Annotated in this window: 16 protein-coding genes; 10 read left to right on the top strand and 6 right to left on the bottom strand. The window is 68.3% G+C overall.

The window, feature by feature from the left end; genetic code table 11:
• Positions 1-59: 59 nt before the first annotated feature.
• The 3 genes from ACJH6J_RS20125 to ACJH6J_RS20115 form a co-directional block, all read right to left on the bottom strand.
• Entirely contained in the window at positions 60-251 is a 192-nt protein-coding gene (locus ACJH6J_RS20125) for a hypothetical protein (RefSeq protein ID WP_406804444.1), read from the bottom strand.
• Between the two features lie 381 nt (positions 252-632).
• Positions 633-1,469 (bottom strand): aldo/keto reductase, encoded by an 837-nt coding sequence (locus ACJH6J_RS20120; protein WP_318985958.1) that lies wholly within the window; start codon positions 1,467-1,469, stop codon positions 633-635.
• A gap of 5 nt (positions 1,470-1,474) precedes the next feature.
• Positions 1,475-2,323: an aldo/keto reductase gene (locus tag ACJH6J_RS20115; protein ID WP_406775893.1), complete on the bottom strand. Its 849-nt coding sequence runs from the start codon at positions 2,321-2,323 to the stop codon at positions 1,475-1,477.
• Between ACJH6J_RS20115 and ACJH6J_RS20110 the strand changes: the two genes are divergently transcribed.
• The 10 genes from ACJH6J_RS20110 to mutM all read left to right on the top strand — a co-directional run bounded on the left by ACJH6J_RS20110 (position 2,322) and on the right by mutM (position 12,484).
• Positions 2,322-3,470 carry an alpha/beta hydrolase gene (locus ACJH6J_RS20110; protein ID WP_406804443.1) on the top strand — a complete coding sequence of 383 codons (1,149 nt, stop codon included), beginning with the start codon at positions 2,322-2,324 and terminating at the stop codon, positions 3,468-3,470. The genes ACJH6J_RS20115 and ACJH6J_RS20110 overlap by 2 nt on opposite strands.
• Positions 3,471-3,518: 48 nt before the next feature.
• Positions 3,519-4,352 carry a thioredoxin domain-containing protein gene (locus ACJH6J_RS20105; RefSeq protein ID WP_212811916.1) on the top strand — a complete coding sequence of 278 codons (834 nt, stop codon included), beginning with the start codon at positions 3,519-3,521 and terminating at the stop codon, positions 4,350-4,352.
• Positions 4,349-4,957, top strand: coding sequence for a vitamin K epoxide reductase family protein (locus tag ACJH6J_RS20100; protein ID WP_406775891.1), 609 nt, complete (start codon positions 4,349-4,351; stop codon positions 4,955-4,957). The genes ACJH6J_RS20105 and ACJH6J_RS20100 overlap by 4 nt, the downstream gene beginning before the upstream one ends.
• 34 nt (positions 4,958-4,991) lie before the next feature.
• A complete protein-coding gene (locus tag ACJH6J_RS20095; RefSeq protein ID WP_318985962.1) occupies positions 4,992-8,375 on the top strand; it encodes a pyruvate carboxylase in 3,384 nt (1,127 codons plus the stop codon).
• Positions 8,372-8,929, top strand: coding sequence for a 16S rRNA (guanine(966)-N(2))-methyltransferase RsmD (rsmD, locus tag ACJH6J_RS20090; RefSeq protein WP_406804447.1), 558 nt, complete (start codon positions 8,372-8,374; stop codon positions 8,927-8,929). Before ACJH6J_RS20095 ends, rsmD begins: the two co-directional genes overlap by 4 nt.
• Positions 8,930-8,972: 43 nt before the next feature.
• A complete protein-coding gene (gene coaD / locus ACJH6J_RS20085) occupies positions 8,973-9,449 on the top strand; it encodes a pantetheine-phosphate adenylyltransferase (protein ID WP_212811913.1) in 477 nt (158 codons plus the stop codon).
• An 87-nt stretch (positions 9,450-9,536) separates the two neighbouring features.
• Positions 9,537-10,274, top strand: a complete 738-nt coding sequence (gene sepIVA, locus ACJH6J_RS20080; protein WP_020103794.1) for a cell division protein SepIVA — start codon at positions 9,537-9,539, stop codon at positions 10,272-10,274.
• Positions 10,275-10,330: 56 nt separating this feature from the next.
• A complete protein-coding gene (locus tag ACJH6J_RS20075) occupies positions 10,331-10,903 on the top strand; it encodes a DUF177 domain-containing protein (RefSeq protein ID WP_212811912.1) in 573 nt (190 codons plus the stop codon).
• Positions 10,900-11,631 carry a ribonuclease III gene (rnc, locus tag ACJH6J_RS20070; protein ID WP_212811911.1) on the top strand — a complete coding sequence of 244 codons (732 nt, stop codon included), beginning with the start codon at positions 10,900-10,902 and terminating at the stop codon, positions 11,629-11,631. The genes ACJH6J_RS20075 and rnc overlap by 4 nt, the downstream gene beginning before the upstream one ends.
• On the top strand, positions 11,624-12,484 hold the full coding sequence (gene mutM, locus ACJH6J_RS20065) for a bifunctional DNA-formamidopyrimidine glycosylase/DNA-(apurinic or apyrimidinic site) lyase (RefSeq protein WP_212811910.1): 861 nt from the start codon (positions 11,624-11,626) through the stop codon (positions 12,482-12,484). Before rnc ends, mutM begins: the two co-directional genes overlap by 8 nt.
• Before the next feature lie 9 nt (positions 12,485-12,493).
• Here the strand turns inward: mutM and ACJH6J_RS20060 are convergent, their stop codons facing one another.
• The 3 genes from ACJH6J_RS20060 to ACJH6J_RS20050 all read right to left on the bottom strand — a co-directional run bounded on the left by ACJH6J_RS20060 (position 12,494) and on the right by ACJH6J_RS20050 (position 14,797).
• Entirely contained in the window at positions 12,494-13,243 is a 750-nt protein-coding gene (locus ACJH6J_RS20060; protein WP_406804442.1) for a hypothetical protein, read from the bottom strand.
• Positions 13,244-13,338: 95 nt separating this feature from the next.
• On the bottom strand, positions 13,339-14,031 hold the full coding sequence (locus tag ACJH6J_RS20055; protein ID WP_406775889.1) for a hypothetical protein: 693 nt from the start codon (positions 14,029-14,031) through the stop codon (positions 13,339-13,341).
• A gap of 88 nt (positions 14,032-14,119) precedes the next feature.
• Positions 14,120-14,797, bottom strand: a complete 678-nt coding sequence (locus ACJH6J_RS20050) for a hypothetical protein (RefSeq protein ID WP_406804441.1) — start codon at positions 14,795-14,797, stop codon at positions 14,120-14,122.
• Positions 14,798-14,880 lie beyond the last annotated feature (83 nt).

The following is a 14,880-nucleotide window of genomic DNA, read 5'->3' as shown; positions in this document are numbered from 1 at the left end:
ACACCCAGCCAACCAGACACCCCAATCACAGGCCGACAGCAGCTGACCGTTCTACACCCTCAATCATGAAGAGCCGTTTTGGTGGTGCCGTGGAGGGCACCGGCCACCGTCTTCACCGTGCCGTCGAGTGCGCCAGCGATGCCGCCCACCGGGCTACTCGAGGTGGGAGCATTGGTGTGGCTCGCGACCCCGGACGTCGACGTGTCGGCCTGCGCCGTGCCCGCTCCGAAGGTGAATAGCAATGCGCCCATGCCAATTGTTGCCGCACCCAATAGCAAGCGCTGGGAGACCCGACCAATTGTCGGAGTCGTTAATTGTGACGCGCTCCGGAATGAATGAACCATTTCTCGAACCCCCTGCTCGATGATGTCTGGTGCGTCGGAATAAAGGACGCAATATCAAATTAACGCACCCGGGGTAATAGTGGGATAGTTAACACGAATCAATTGCTGCGAGTTTTTCGGCAATCGGCACACGCGACCCACTGGAAACATCTGTGACACGCGCGCGCCGACGGCCGTCGTACCGACGGGATGCCTACCCAAAATCGTTCGCGCCAAACACAAATGGTCGTCCTCCCCGATGGGAGAACGACCACTTGTGTCGGTATCGGTTGATGAACCGCCGGTGCCTCAGATGCCGGTGTAGGTGGCCGGGTCCGGGCGGTAGCGCGTGCCGTCGTCCAACCCGTTCAGGGCGTCCATGTGCTCGGCGGCCAGCTCGAAGCCGAACACGTCGAGGTTCTCGGCGATCCGCTCCGGCGACGACGAGCGGGGGATGACCGAGTTGCCGAGCTGCAGGCTCCACCGGATCAGCACCTGGGCCGGGGTCTTGCCGTACTCGGCGGCGACGGACTGCACGGTCGGGTGGGTCAGCAGGTTCCCGACGCCCAGCGGGCTGTAGGCCTGCGTGACGATGCCGCGCTCGGCGTGCACCGCGCGCAGCGCCGACTGGTTGAGCAGGGGGTGCAGCTCGATCTGGTTGACCACCGGGCTGACGTAGCTCAGGTCGATGATGGTCGACAGGTCCTCGTCCGAGAAGTTGCAGACGCCGATGGACTTCGCGGTGCCGTCGTTGTGCAGCTTGATCAGGGCGCCCCAGCTGTCCACGTACTTGCTGATGTCGCCGGCCGGCCAGTGGATCATGTACAGGTCCACGTACTCCATGCCCAGCTTCTCCAGGCTGACCTTGAAGGCGTCCTGACCGGCCTGGAAACCCTGGTCGGCGTTGGCCAGCTTGGTCGTCACGAAGATCTCGGCGCGCGGGATGCCCGACGACGCGATGGCCCGCCCGACGGCTTCCTCGTTGCCGTAGACGGCGGCGGTGTCGATCAGGCGGATGCCCATCTCGAGCGCGGCCGAGACGGCGCGCTCGGTGTCGGCGTCCGACAGCTCGGCGACACCGAGGCCGAGCGCCGGGATCGTGTTGTCGTCGTGGAGCGCCACATTGGGAATCTCTGCGGAGGCCATGTCACCTACCCTGTGAAGTTGAATGTTCGTGGATCCGGGCCCAGGCGGGTGCCGTTGTCGAGGGTCGCGATGGACGCGATGTCCGCTTCGCTCAGCTCGAAATCAAACACGTCGAAATTGCTCGCAATCCGGTCTGGGTTCACCGATTTCGGGATGACGATATTACCCAGCTGTATATGCCACCTAATCAGCACCTGTGCTGGCGTTTTTCCGTGTCGCTCCGCGATGGTGGTGACGATCGGGTCCGCGAGCAGGGAACCCTGGCCCAGCGGGCTCCAGGCCTCGGTGGCGATGCCGTAGCGGGCGTGCGTTTCCCGCAGCTCGGCCTGCGGCAGCCGCGGATGCAGCTCGATCTGGTTCACCGCGGGCACGATCCCGGTGGCGTCGATGAGCAGTTTGAGGTGCTCGGGCTCGAAGTTGCTGACGCCGATCGCGCGGATCCGGCCCTGGTCACGCAGGTGGGCGAAAGCCTTGAACGTGTCGATGAACAGGTTCTGGGCGGGCGTCGGCCAGTGGATCAGGTACAGGTCGAGGTAATCGAGACCCAACCGCGCCATGCTGGCGTCGAACGCGGCGAGGGTCTTCTCATAACCCTGGTCGGAGTTCCACAGCTTGGTGACGACGAAGACGTCCTCGCGCGGAATGCCGGAGGCGGCGACGGCCCGGCCGACGCCGTCCTCGTTGCCGTAGGCCGCGGCGGTGTCGATATGGCGATATCCGGCGTGCAATGCTGCACTGACGGCGCGTTCGGTGTCCTCGGCCGGTGTCTGCCACACCCCGAGACCCACCACGGGAATGGACGTACCGTCGTTGAGCGTCAGTGTTGGACTCGGAGCACCTGAAGGATCAGCCATGACAATGAGCATGCCAGGCGACGCTGAGCTGTCGGCAGCGACAACCGACGCCGAACTGGTCGTCCGGCCCGAGCATCCGGTCGGACGGCCCAACCGCCTGCGCCTGGCGGTCCTGACCCGGACCGGCGGCATCGCCCTCCGCATCCTCCCCAAGATTCCCGACCGGCTGAAGCGCGTGCTGCTCGGCGGGCGTCGCGTCACGATCGACGGCAACACCCTGGACACCACCCTGCAGCTGATGCTGGCGGCGCAGAACGCCACCGGCGCCGGGGGCCTGGTCGTGAGCAGCGACATCAACGTCTCGCGCACTCAGCTGCTGGCGTTGTCGCAGTACCTCGACCCGGCCATCGCCGTGACGACGACCGACTTCACGGTTCCCGGTCCGGTCGAACCCCTGCGCGCCCGGCACTACCGGGCCGACACCACCGGGCCCGCGCCGCTGCTGGTCTTCTTCCACGGCGGCGGATTCGTTGTCGGCGGCATCGAGTCGCATGACGGGCTGTGCCGGCTCATCAGCCGGGACGCCGGCGTGCACGTCGTCTCCGTCGAGTACCGGCTGGCCCCTGAGCACCCGGCTCCGGCCGCCTCCGACGACTGCTACGCCACCTATCTCTGGTGTGTGGAGAATGCGGCGCAGCTGGGCGCCGACCCGGCAAGGATCGCCGTGGGTGGCGACAGCGCCGGTGGCAACCTGGCGGCCGTCGTCTCCCAGCTGGCCCGGAACAACCGCGCGCCGCTGCCGGCCCTGCAGCTGCTGATCTATCCGGTCACGAATTTCGCGGGCGACACCCGGTCGAAGGTGCTGTTCGCCGACGGCTACTTCCTGAGCAAGGTCGACATGGACTGGTTCCGGGCCAACTACCTCGCCGAATCGGCGCTCGATCCGGCGGACCCGCGGGTGTCGCCGCTGCTGGCCGACGATCTGTCGGGCCTGCCGCCCGCGCTGGTGCTCACCGGTGGGTTCGATCCGCTGCGCGACGAAGGCGACGCCTACGCCGCGGCACTGGCCGCCGCCGGCGTGCCGGTGGACCACCGCAGGTACGGATCCCTGGTCCACGCCTTCGCGAACTTCTTCCCGCTCGGCGGCGACAGCGCGGTCGCGACGGCGGACTTCATCTCCGCGTTCCGGGCACACCTCACCCGCTGAGGTACGGCTCCGGCCGAGTTCGGGGACGGCGTCGGTACCCTTGACGCCGTGCCGTCGAAATCGTCGAAGTCATCGAAGAACGCCAGCTATGACCTGAAGGCTGCGGACCGCAAGCGGGACTGGGTGGTCAAGGGCGGGCTGACCGCGCTTGTCATCATCTTCGCGGTGGTACTGGTGGCGTACATCGTCATGAACGGCAAGCCCAAGGCGGACCCGCACAAGGTGCAGGCGGTCCAGATCGCGGCGAGCAACGTCGTCACCAACCCCGGCACCAAGGACCCGAAGGTCACCCTCGCGATCTACGAGGATTTCCTCTGCCCGGTCTGCGGCGTCTTCGAGAAGACGTACGGCCCGACCATCGCCAAGCTGATCGACAACGGCGACATCGCCGTCGACTACAACATCGTCTCGATCATCGGCCGTGGTGACCCGAAGTCGTACTCGACGCGCGCCGGCGCCATGGCGTACTGCGTCGCCGACGAGGACAAGGCCGCGTTCCGGCGCTTCCACGAAGCGCTGTACAAGAACCAGCCCGAGGAGACCGCGGCGACGTTCCCCGACAACGCCAAGCTGCTCGAGTACGCACGCCAGTCCGGTGTCGCCGTCGGCCCGAACGATCCGGTCAGCAAGTGCGTCGAGAACGGCGTCTACACCGAGATGGTCAACAACATGGCCCGCAACGCCGAGATTCAGGGCACCCCGACCATCAAGATCAACGGCACCGAGACCAGCCTGGTCCCGAACGGCGACCCGAACAGCCTGATCGAGAAGATCAAGGCCGTCGCGCCGGATCTGCCGAACCTGCCCGCCGCACCGGCAGCCCCCGCCGCTCCGGCCCCGGGCGCCCCGGCACCGCAGCCCGCTCCGGCACCGCACCAGTGACCGACGTCGACACGTCCCAGCGGCAGGTGGGGGTGGCGGTCAGCCGCCCCGCCGCCGTCTGGATTCTCCTCGCCGGCATCATCGGCGAGGTCGCCGCGTTCGTGCTGACGGTCGAGAAGGTCCGGCAGCTGCAGAACCCGTCGTACGTCCCGTCGTGCAGCATCAACCCGGTGCTGTCCTGCGGGTCGGTGATGCTGACCAAGCAGGCCTCGCTGTTCGGATTCCCGAACCCGCTCCTGGGCATCGCCGCCTTCAGCGTCGTAATCGTGACCGGCGTGCTCGCCGTCGCGGGCGTGCGGCTGCCGCGGTGGTACTGGGCGGGTCTGGCCGGTGGCACGCTGCTGGGTGCGGTGTTCGTGCACTGGCTGATCTACCAGAGCCTGTACGAGATCGGCGCCCTGTGCCCGTACTGCATGGTGGTCTGGGTCGTCACCATGGCGCTGCTGGTCGTGGTGGCGTCAATTGCGTTGCGGCCCTTGGCCGCTGGCAACAAAGTGGCGGACACCCTGTACCAGTGGCGGTGGCCGCTGTACGCCGTGTGGATCACCGCGATCGCCCTGCTGATCCTTGATCGATTCTGGAGTTATTGGTCCACGCTGATCTAGTGCTTCAGCTGGCCGTAACCGCTAGGGTCACTGGGTGATTTCCAAACTCCTGGTGGCCAACCGCGGTGAGATCGCGATCCGGGCCTTTCGCGCAGCCAACGAACTGGGTATCGCCACCGTCGCGGTGTACCCGTTCGAAGACCGCAACTCGCTGCATCGGCTCAAGGCTGACGAGTCGTATCAGATCGGGGAGAAAGGCCATCCGGTCCGGGCGTACCTGAACGTCGACGACATCGTCGCCACCGCGTTGGCATGCGGCGCCGACGCGATCTACCCGGGCTACGGCTTCCTGTCGGAGAACCCCGAACTGGCGGCCGCGTGCGCCGCCGCGGGCATCACATTCGTCGGACCCAGCTCCGACATTCTCGAACTGACCGGCAACAAGGCGCGCGCCATCGAATCGGCCCGCGCCGCGGGGCTGCCCGTGCTGGCCTCGTCGGAGCCGTCGTCGTCGGTCGACGACCTCCTCGCCGCCGCCGAGCAGATGCAGTTCCCGTTGTTCGTCAAGGCCGTCGCCGGTGGTGGCGGCCGCGGTATGCGCCGCGTGGCCGACCCGGCCGACCTGCGCGAGGCCATCGAAGCGGCGTCCCGCGAAGCCGATTCGGCGTTCGGTGACCCGACGGTGTTCCTGGAGCAGGCCGTCGTCAACCCGCGGCACATCGAGGTGCAGATCCTCGCCGACACCCACGGCAACGTCATGCACCTGTTCGAGCGCGACTGCAGCGTCCAGCGCCGGCACCAGAAGGTCATCGAGCTGGCGCCCGCGCCGAACCTGGATCCCGAACTGCGGGAGCGCATGTGCAACGACGCTGTGGCCTTCGCGCGGCAGATCGGCTACACGTGCGCCGGCACCGTCGAGTTCCTCGTCGATCAGCGCGGCCAGCACGTGTTCATCGAGATGAACCCGCGCATCCAGGTCGAGCACACCGTCACCGAGGAGATCACCGCGGTCGACCTCGTCGCGTCGCAGTTGTGTATCGCCTCCGGCTCGTCGCTCGAGGAGCTGGGTCTGAGCCAGGAGACCATGCAGGCCCGCGGCGCCGCGCTCCAGTGCCGCATCACCACCGAGGATCCCGCCAACGGCTTCCGGCCCGACACCGGCCGCATCACCGCCTACCGCACCCCGGGTGGCGCCGGCATCCGGCTCGACGGCGGCACCAACCTCGGTGCCGAGGTGTCGGCCCACTTCGACTCCATGCTGGTCAAATTGACCTGTCGCGGAAGGGATTTGACGACGGCCGTGGCGCGCGCCAAGCGGGCCCTGGCCGAGTTCCGCATCCGCGGCGTCTCGACGAACATCCCATTCCTGCAGGCGGTGCTCGACGACCCCGACTTCGTCGCCGGCAAGGTGACGACGTCGTTCATCGACGAGCGTCCGCAGCTGCTGACCGCGCGCAGCAGCGCCGACCGCGGTACCAAGATCCTCAACTACCTAGCCGATGTGACGGTCAACCAGCCGCACGGGCCGCGGCCGGCGGCGGTGTACCCGCGCGACAAGCTGCCCGCCGTCGACCTGAAGGCGGCGCCGCCCGCGGGGTCGAAGCAGCGGCTGGACGAGCTGGGGCCCGAGGGCTTCGCGCGCTGGCTGCGTGACACCCCCGCCGTGGGCGTCACCGACACCACCTTCCGCGACGCGCACCAGTCGCTGCTCGCCACCCGCGTGCGGTCCACGGGTCTGCTGGAGATCGCGCCCTACATCGCCCGATCGACGCCGCAGCTGCTGTCGGTCGAGTGCTGGGGTGGTGCCACATACGATGTGGGGCTTCGCTTCCTGAAGGAGGATCCGTGGGAGCGCCTGGCCGCACTGCGTGAGGCGATGCCCAACATCTGTCTGCAGATGCTGCTGCGCGGCCGCAACACCGTCGGCTACACGCCGTACCCGGAGCTGGTGACATCGGCGTTCGTCGAAGAGGCCACGGCGACGGGCATCGACATCTTCCGGATCTTCGACGCGCTCAACAACGTCTCGTCGATGCGTCCCGCCATCGAGGCGGTGCGCGAAACCGGTTCCGCGGTGGCCGAAGTCGCGATGTCCTACACCGGCGACCTGATGAATCCCGGCGAGACGATCTACACGCTGGATTACTGGCTCAAGCTCGCCGACGAGATCGTCGAAGCCGGTGCGCACGTGCTGGCCATCAAGGACATGGCCGGCCTGCTGCGACCGCCGGCCGCGGCAAAACTGGTGTCGGCGTTGAAGTCTCGCTTCGACCTGCCGGTGCACGTGCACACCCACGACACCCCGGGCGGGCAGCTGGCGACGTACATGGCCGCCTGGCAGGCCGGCGCCGACGCGGTCGACGGTGCCTCGGCGCCGCTGGCCGGGACCACCAGCCAGCCCGCGCTGTCGTCCATCGTCGCGGCGGCCGCGCACACGCAGTACGACACCGGGCTGTCGCTGGAGGCGGTCTGCGACCTCGAGCCGTACTGGGAGGCGCTGCGCCGGGTCTACGCGCCGTTCGAGTCCGGCCTGCCGGCGCCGACCGGCCGCGTCTACACCCACGAAATCCCCGGTGGCCAGCTGAGCAACCTGCGCCAGCAGGCCATCGCGCTGGGCCTGGGGGACCAGTTCGAGGAGATCGAGAACGCCTACGCCGGTGCCGACCGCATCCTCGGCCGCCTGGTGAAGGTGACACCGTCGAGCAAGGTGGTCGGTGACCTGGCCCTGTCGCTGGTCGGTGCCCACGTCACCGCCGATGACTTCGCGGCCGACCCGTCGCGCTACGACATCCCGGACAGTGTCATCGGATTCCTGCGCGGCGAGCTGGGTGACCCGCCCGGCGGCTGGCCGGAGCCGTTGCGCAGCAAGGCATTGGAGGGCCGCGGCCCGGCCCGGCCCGAGCAGCAGCTGACCGCGGAGGACGAGGCCCAGCTGGCGACCCCCGGCCCTGTGCGCCAGGGTGCCCTGAACCGGCTGCTGTTCCCCGGCCCGACGAAGGAGTTCCTGGCGCACCGCGAGGAGTACGGCGACACCTCGAGGCTGAGTGCCAACCAGTTCTTCTACGGCCTGCGCCGCGGTGAAGAGCACCGCGTGCAGCTGGAGAAGGGTGTCGAGCTGCTCATCGGCCTGGAAGCGGTGTCCGAGCCCGACGAGCGCGGCATGCGTACCGTGTTGTGCCTGATCAATGGACAGCTGCGGCCCGTGCTGGTGCGTGACCGCGCCATCGCCGCGGACGTGCCGGCTGCCGAGAAGGCCGATCGCACCAACCCGGACCATGTCGCCGCCCCGTTCGCGGGTGTCGTCACGGTCGGTGTCGCGGTCGGTGACCAGGTCGACGCGGGCCAGACCATCGCCACCATCGAGGCCATGAAGATGGAGGCGGCCATCACCGCACCCAAGGCCGGTACCGTCGCGCGGATCGCCGTCACCCCCACCGCGGGCGTGGAGGGTGGCGATCTGCTCGTGGTGATCAGCTGACCCGGATCATCGGCGGCCGCCACGGCGGCCGCCGGATCTCGGTGCCCGCCAAAGGGACTCGGCCGACGACGGATCGGGTCCGCGAGTCGCTGTTCAACGTGCTGGCGGCCCGGGTGGACTTCGACGGGGCCCGGGTGCTCGACCTGTACGCGGGATCGGGGGCGCTCGGATTGGAGGCGCTGTCGCGCGGTGCGGCGTCGGCCCTGTTCGTGGAGGCCGACCGGCGCGCCGCGGCGGTGATCTCGCGCAACATCGCCGAACTCGGGGTCGACGGCGCCGTCGTGCGGTGCGGGACGGCGTCCAGCGTGACGGCGACGACGGCGCCGCGGCCGGTGGACCTGGTGTTCGCGGACCCGCCCTACGACGTGCCGGCCGCCGACGTGGAAGCCGTTGTCGGGCAGCTCGTTTCGGGTGGCTGGCTGGCCGAGGGCGCCATCGCGGTGATCGAGCGCCCGACGTCCGGTCCGGCGCTCGTCTGGCCGGCCGGCTGGACCGTGCTGAAGGAGCGGCGCTACGGCGACACCCGATTGGAAATGGCGGAGTGGGCCGGCTGACCAGTCGGGCCTGAGGCGCCCGCGCCTTGTACCGTCATGGGCTATGAGTGGTGCGGTCTGCCCGGGATCCTTCGATCCGATAACCCTTGGTCACCTCGATGTCTTCGAGCGGGCGGCGGCCCAGTTCGACGAGGTGGTGGTGGCGGTGCTGGTGAACCCCAACAAGAAGGGCATGTTCACCGCCGAGGAACGCATCGCGATGATCACCGAGGCGACGTCGCACCTGCCGAACCTGCGCGCCGAGGCCGGGTCGGGGCTCGTCGTCGACTTCGCCCGGGCGCGCGGGCTGACGGCCATCGTCAAGGGCCTGCGCACGGGGACCGACTTCGAGTACGAGCTGCAGATGGCGCAGATGAACCGGCACGTCGCCGGCGTCGACACCTTCTTCGTCGCGACCAAGCCGCAGTTCTCGTTCGTATCGTCGTCGTTGGCCAAGGAGGTGGCGGCCCTCGGCGGCGATGTCACGGACCTGCTGCCCGCGGTGGTGAACAAGCGGCTGCAGGCCAAGCTGGCCGGATAGGTCGCGACACACCGGTCGGCAAAGCCGAGTCACACGAGTAACAGCAGGCACACTGGTAACAACCAACTACGCCTGGAGGATGTTGCCGTGTACCGAGTATTTGAGGCGCTGGACGAGCTCGGCGCGATCGTGGAAGAGGCACGCGGAGTGCCGATGACCGCGGGCTGCATGGTGCCGCGGGGCGATGTTCTGGAACTGCTCGACGACATCAAGGACGCGATCCCTGGCGAACTGGACGACGCCCAGGACGTCCTCGACGCGCGCGACGGGATGCTGCGCGAGGCCAAGCAGCACGCCGACTCGATGGTGTCGTCGGCCACGGCCGAGGCGGATTCGCTGGTCAACCACGCCCGCGCCGAAGCGGACCGGCTGCTGGCCGACGCGAAGGCGCAGGCCGACCGGATGGTCTCCGAGGCGCGTGCGCACAGCGAGCGCATGGTCGTCGAGGCCCGCGAAGAGGCCAACCGGATCGCCAGCACCGCCAAGCGTGAGTACGAGGCCAGCACGAACCGGGCCAAGGCCGAGGTCGACCGGCTGCTCGAGAGCGGCAACCTGTCCTACGAGAAGGCCGTGCAGGAGGGCATCAAGGAGCAGCAGCGCCTGGTGTCCGAGACCGAGGTGGTTCAGACCGCCCACGCCGAGGCCACCCGCATGATCGATTCCGCGCACGCCGAGGCCGACCGCCTGCGGGGCGAGTGCGACATCTACGTCGACACCAAGCTCGCCGAGTTCGAGGAGCACCTCCAGGGCACCCTGCGCTCGGTCAGCCGGGGCCGGCACCAGCTGCGCACCGCCGCCGGCACGCACGACTACGCCCAGCGCTGAACCGCTTTGCGGGAATGGCGTCCGGTCGACGATCGGCGCCGACGTAGGATTGAGCAATGCCTGGCCCGAGTCCGCTGACCATTGACATTGCCCGATTGGGCCGCCGGCCCGGGTCGATGATCACGCACGTCGAAACCGTGCCCAGTCCCGAGCGGATCGGCCTGGATCTGATGGCGATCGCGCCCGGGGCGCCCATCGAACTCGATCTGCAACTGCAGTCGGTGTCCGAGGGCGTGCTGGTAACGGGATCGGTGTCCGCGCCGACCACCGGCGAATGCTCGCGGTGCCTCAACCCGCTGTCCGGCCACGTCACCGTCGACCTCACCGAGCTGTTCGCGTATCCCGACAGCACGACCGAGGCCACCACCGAGGAAGACGAGGTCGGCCACGTCGTCGACGACGCCGTCGATCTCGAACAGTCGATCATCGACGAGGTCGGGCTGACGCTGCCGTTCTCGCCGTTGTGCACGCCCGACTGCCCGGGACTGTGCCCGGATTGCGGCGTGCGCCTGCTCGACGCCGAACCGGGCCATCACCACGACAAGATCGACCCGCGGTGGGCGAAGTTGTCGGCGCTGCTGCCGGAAACCTCCGACGCCGACGGGTCCTCGTCGGAGGACGGTTCGTGACGGTAGATCGTGCGCCGCTGCTGGCAGCGCTGGGCGTGCAGTTGCCCGACGATCTGCTGACCGTGGCGCTCACCCACCGCAGCTACGCGTACGAGAACGGCGGTCTGCCGACCAACGAGCGGCTGGAGTTCCTGGGCGACGCCGTGCTCGGGTTGGTGATCACCGCCGAGATTTTCCGCCGGTACCCGGACCGCAGCGAAGGCGAGCTGGCCAAGCTCAAGTCCGCGGTGGTCAACACCCAGGCGCTGGCCGAGATCGCGCGCAGCCTCACTCCCGACGGGCTGGGCAGCTACCTGCTGCTGGGCCGCGGCGAGATGGCCAGCGGCGGCGCCCAGAAGGCGAACCTGCTGGCCGACGGACTGGAATCCCTGCTCGGTGCCACGTATGTCGAGCACGGTCATGAGGTGGCCCAGACCGTGGTGATGGGGCTGTTCAGCGCCGCGCTCGACACCGCGGCGAGCCTCGGTGCGGGTCTGGACTGGAAGACCAGCCTGCAGGAGTTGTCCGCGGCCCGCCGGATCGGCGTCCCGTCCTACGTCGTGACGTCCACCGGTCCGGAGCACGACAAGGAGTTCACCGCGCGCGCGGTGGTCGGCGGCGTCGACTACGGCGAAGGCACGGGGCGCACCAAGAAGGAAGCCGAACAGCACGCCGCCGCGGCCGCATACCAGGCGCTTGAGGCCAGTCCCGCGGTCGATCCCGACGCTGACGCCGTCAGCAATGCCTGAGCTGCCCGAGGTCGAGGTCGTCCGCCGCGGCCTCGAAAGACATGTCGTGGCAAAGGGTTTCACCACGGTACGGGTGCTGCACCCGCGCGCGGTGCGACGGCACGACAACGGTCCGGCGGATCTGGCCGGTCGGCTGGCCGGGCGCCGGATCACCGGGACGGGCCGCCGCGGAAAGTACCTGTGGCTGACCCTCGACGGTGACGAGGCGCTGGTGGTGCACCTGGGCATGAGCGGCCAGATGCTGATCGGGCCGCCGGCGCGGCCGTCGCACCTGCGCATCGCGGCTGTGCTCGACGACGGTACCGAGCTGAGTTTCGTCGACCAACGGACGTTCGGTGGCTGGCAGGTGTGCGATCTGGTCGAGGTCGACGGCAGCGTCGTGCCCGTGCCGGTGGCGCACATCGCCCGGGATCCGCTGGATCCCGCATTCGATCCGGACGCCGTGGTGAATGTGTTGCGCCGCAAGGACTCCGAGATCAAGCGCCAGCTGCTGGACCAAACCGTGGTGTCCGGTGTCGGCAACATCTACGCCGACGAATCGCTGTGGCGGGCGCAGGTCAACGGGTTTCGCCCGGCCTCGGCGTTGGCACGCCGCCGGCTCGGGGAGCTCCTGGTCCACGCGGCGGATGTGATGAATTCGGCTCTGGCACAGGGCGGTACGTCGTTCGACTCGCTGTACGTCAACGTCAATGGCGAGTCCGGGTACTTCGACCGCTCACTGGACGCCTACGGCCAGGAGGGGGAGCCGTGCCGCCGCTGTGGCACGGCGATCCGGCGGGAGAAGTTCATGAACCGCTCGTCGTACTACTGCCCGAAATGTCAACCGCGGCCCCGCATCCCGCGCCCGATCTGACGTCCCGGGCTACTTCAGCCCGGGAATGCCCTTGAACTTCGGCGAATCGGTCATGCAGAACTTCCACTCGCCGCCTTCTTTGCGCAGCGGGACGTTCGTGACCCCGGTGGACGAGCTGACGTTCACCGTCGCCCGATCTCCGTTGACGTCGATGTCGGTGATCTCCGCGCGTTTGGTCGAACCGGGGCCGGCGTCGCCGTCGCTGCCCTTGCCGAACTTGCCCGCGATCGAGGGCACCTTGTCGTACAGCTTCACGTCGTTCGCGCAGGAGTGCGCCTTGAAGTCGTCGAAGGTCTCGATCTGCGACGTCATCAGGTCGCGGATCTTCTCCTCGTCCGACGACGACCCGCCGCCGATCGTGACCTCGCTACTGCCGGACGCCGAATCCGAGCCGGAGTCGGAGCGCGTGGCCACCGCCGCGAAGACGACGCCGATCACGAGGACGACGGCGAAGATCCCGGCGCCGACGAGCGCCCACTTGCGGGTGTTGTTGGGCGGGGTGGGCGGCGGGAACCCCGGTTGCCCCGGGAACCCCGGCCCCATCGGGTATCCGGGCGGCGGTCCGTAGACCGGTTGACCGTAGGCGGGCTGCCCGTACTGCGGCTGTCCGTACGCGGGTTGGCTGTACGTGGGTTGGCCGTAGGCCGGCTGCCCGTAGGCCGGTGGACCATACGCGGGCTGGCCGTATCCCTCGGTCGGCTGCTGTGGCGGCTGCCAGGGCTGGGCGCCCGGATCAGAGCCGGACGGGGGATAGGTCATGTCTACGCGCTCCCTGTGGACTGTGCTTGGTGTCCAACGTAACACCAGCGCCACTACCCGAAATGCCAACAGCGGCCGGGTAAGTCACAGGTCGGTTACTTCATGCCGGGCAGGTTCTGGAGCTGCTTCAACTGCGGTGAATCGGTGAAGCAGATTTTCCACTCGCCGCTTTCCTTGCGGAAGTAGAGCGTGCCGGAACGCTCCAGGCCGGTGCTCGACGTCGCGGTGACCTCCGCGGTGGCGGTATCCCCGGTCACGTTGACGCTGTCGACGGTCGCCTTGCCCTTGGCGCCCGTCGGATTGGTGCCCGTGCTGTCGGCGATGCCGGGGAACTTGCTGAAGAACTTCTGGTCGTTCTCGCACGAGCGTTCCTTGATCGACGACGGACCCGAGCTCATGAGGCTGCGGATCTGGTCCTCGTCGGAGTTGCCGCCCAGCGCGCTCAGCCCACCTCCGGAATTCGAGACCAGAACCACAGCGAGCACGATGCCGACGACGATGATGGCCGCGAGACCACCGATCAGCGCCCACTTCGGGCCGTTCGATTTGGGTTGCGGCGCCCCAGGGAAACCCGGGCCCATCGGATATCCCGGCGGCTGTCCGTATCCAGGCTGGCCGTAGGCCGGTTGGCCGTACGCCGGCTGACCATATGCGGGTTGTCCATAGGCGGGCTGGGACGGGCCGTATCCCGGCTGGCCGTAGCCGCTCGGCGGGAACCCGGGTGCCGGCTGCTGCGGCTGCTGCCACGGCTGACCGCCTGGCTGCGGCCCGAGCGGGGGATAGGTCATGTCTGGTCGCTCCCTGTGAACTGTGCTTGCCGTCCAAGTTAACACCGCTGGACCGTCTACCACCGGAAACGCGGGTCAGCCTCGGGCGTTACCTCATCCCGGGCAGCTGCTGAAGTTTCTTCATCTCCGGGGAGTCGGTCAGGCAGTACTTCCACTCGCCGCTTTCTTTGCGGAAATAGATCGTGGTGGTTGCCTCACGTCCGCTTTCCGCGCGCGTGGTGACGTTCACGGTGGCACGCTCGCCTGTCACGTCGACACTGTTGACGGTGACCTTCACCTTCGGTCCGACGGGCGCCTTCTTGCCGTCGGAGAGGCCGGGGAACTTGCTGAAGAATTTGTTGTCGGCGTCGCACCGGTGGTCCTTCAACGCCGTCGGATCGCTCAGCAGGCTGCGAATCTGGTCCTCGTCGGAGTTACCGCCCAGCGCGCTGAGCCCGCCGCCGGAGCCCGAGGTCCACAGCACCACGCCGATCACGATGCCGATGACCGCGAGCAGGGCCAGCCCGCCGAACAGCAGCTTCTTGTTGTTGTTCGGGGTGGGCGCGCCGGGATGGCCGGGTCCCGGCGGAAAGCCCGGCGCCTGGCCGTATCCGGGCCCCATCGGATAGCCGGGTGCCGGTCCGTACCCGGCCGGTTGTCCGTAGCCGGGGGCCTGCCCATACCCGGGCGCCTGCCCGTAGCCGGCCGGCGGATACCCGGGTGCCGGCTGCTGCGGTGGCTGCCACGGCTGGCCGCCCGACTGCGGCCCGAACGGCGGATAGGTCATGTCTGGTCGCTCCTTGTGAACGCCGGATACGGCAGAGAGGCCCGTCGACATCGGACGGGAGCGGCGACAAGCCGCGTCGCCCG

The sequence above is a fragment of the Mycobacterium sp. SMC-18 genome (assembly GCF_045310895.1).
Classification (GTDB): Bacteria; Actinomycetota; Actinomycetes; order Mycobacteriales; family Mycobacteriaceae; genus Mycobacterium.
This window is presented reverse-complemented; position numbering and strand designations above follow the sequence as displayed.

Excerpts from the sequence above, each read along its gene's own strand:
- ACJH6J_RS20125 (WP_406804444.1), bottom strand. The coding sequence starts at position 251 with ATGGGCGCATTGCTATTCACCTTCGGAGCGGGCACGGCGCAGGCCGAC.
- ACJH6J_RS20120 (WP_318985958.1), bottom strand. The coding sequence starts at position 1,469 with ATGGCCTCCGCAGAGATTCCCAATGTGGCGCTCCACGACGACAACACG.
- ACJH6J_RS20110 (WP_406804443.1), top strand. The coding sequence starts at position 2,322 with ATGACAATGAGCATGCCAGGCGACGCTGAGCTGTCGGCAGCGACAACC.
- ACJH6J_RS20115 (WP_406775893.1), bottom strand. The coding sequence starts at position 2,323 with ATGGCTGATCCTTCAGGTGCTCCGAGTCCAACACTGACGCTCAACGAC.
- coaD (WP_212811913.1), top strand. The coding sequence starts at position 8,973 with ATGAGTGGTGCGGTCTGCCCGGGATCCTTCGATCCGATAACCCTTGGT.
- ACJH6J_RS20075 (WP_212811912.1), top strand. The coding sequence starts at position 10,331 with ATGCCTGGCCCGAGTCCGCTGACCATTGACATTGCCCGATTGGGCCGC.
- mutM (WP_212811910.1), top strand. The coding sequence starts at position 11,624 with ATGCCTGAGCTGCCCGAGGTCGAGGTCGTCCGCCGCGGCCTCGAAAGA.
- ACJH6J_RS20060 (WP_406804442.1), bottom strand. The coding sequence starts at position 13,243 with ATGACCTATCCCCCGTCCGGCTCTGATCCGGGCGCCCAGCCCTGGCAG.
- ACJH6J_RS20055 (WP_406775889.1), bottom strand. The coding sequence starts at position 14,031 with ATGACCTATCCCCCGCTCGGGCCGCAGCCAGGCGGTCAGCCGTGGCAG.
- ACJH6J_RS20050 (WP_406804441.1), bottom strand. The coding sequence starts at position 14,797 with ATGACCTATCCGCCGTTCGGGCCGCAGTCGGGCGGCCAGCCGTGGCAG.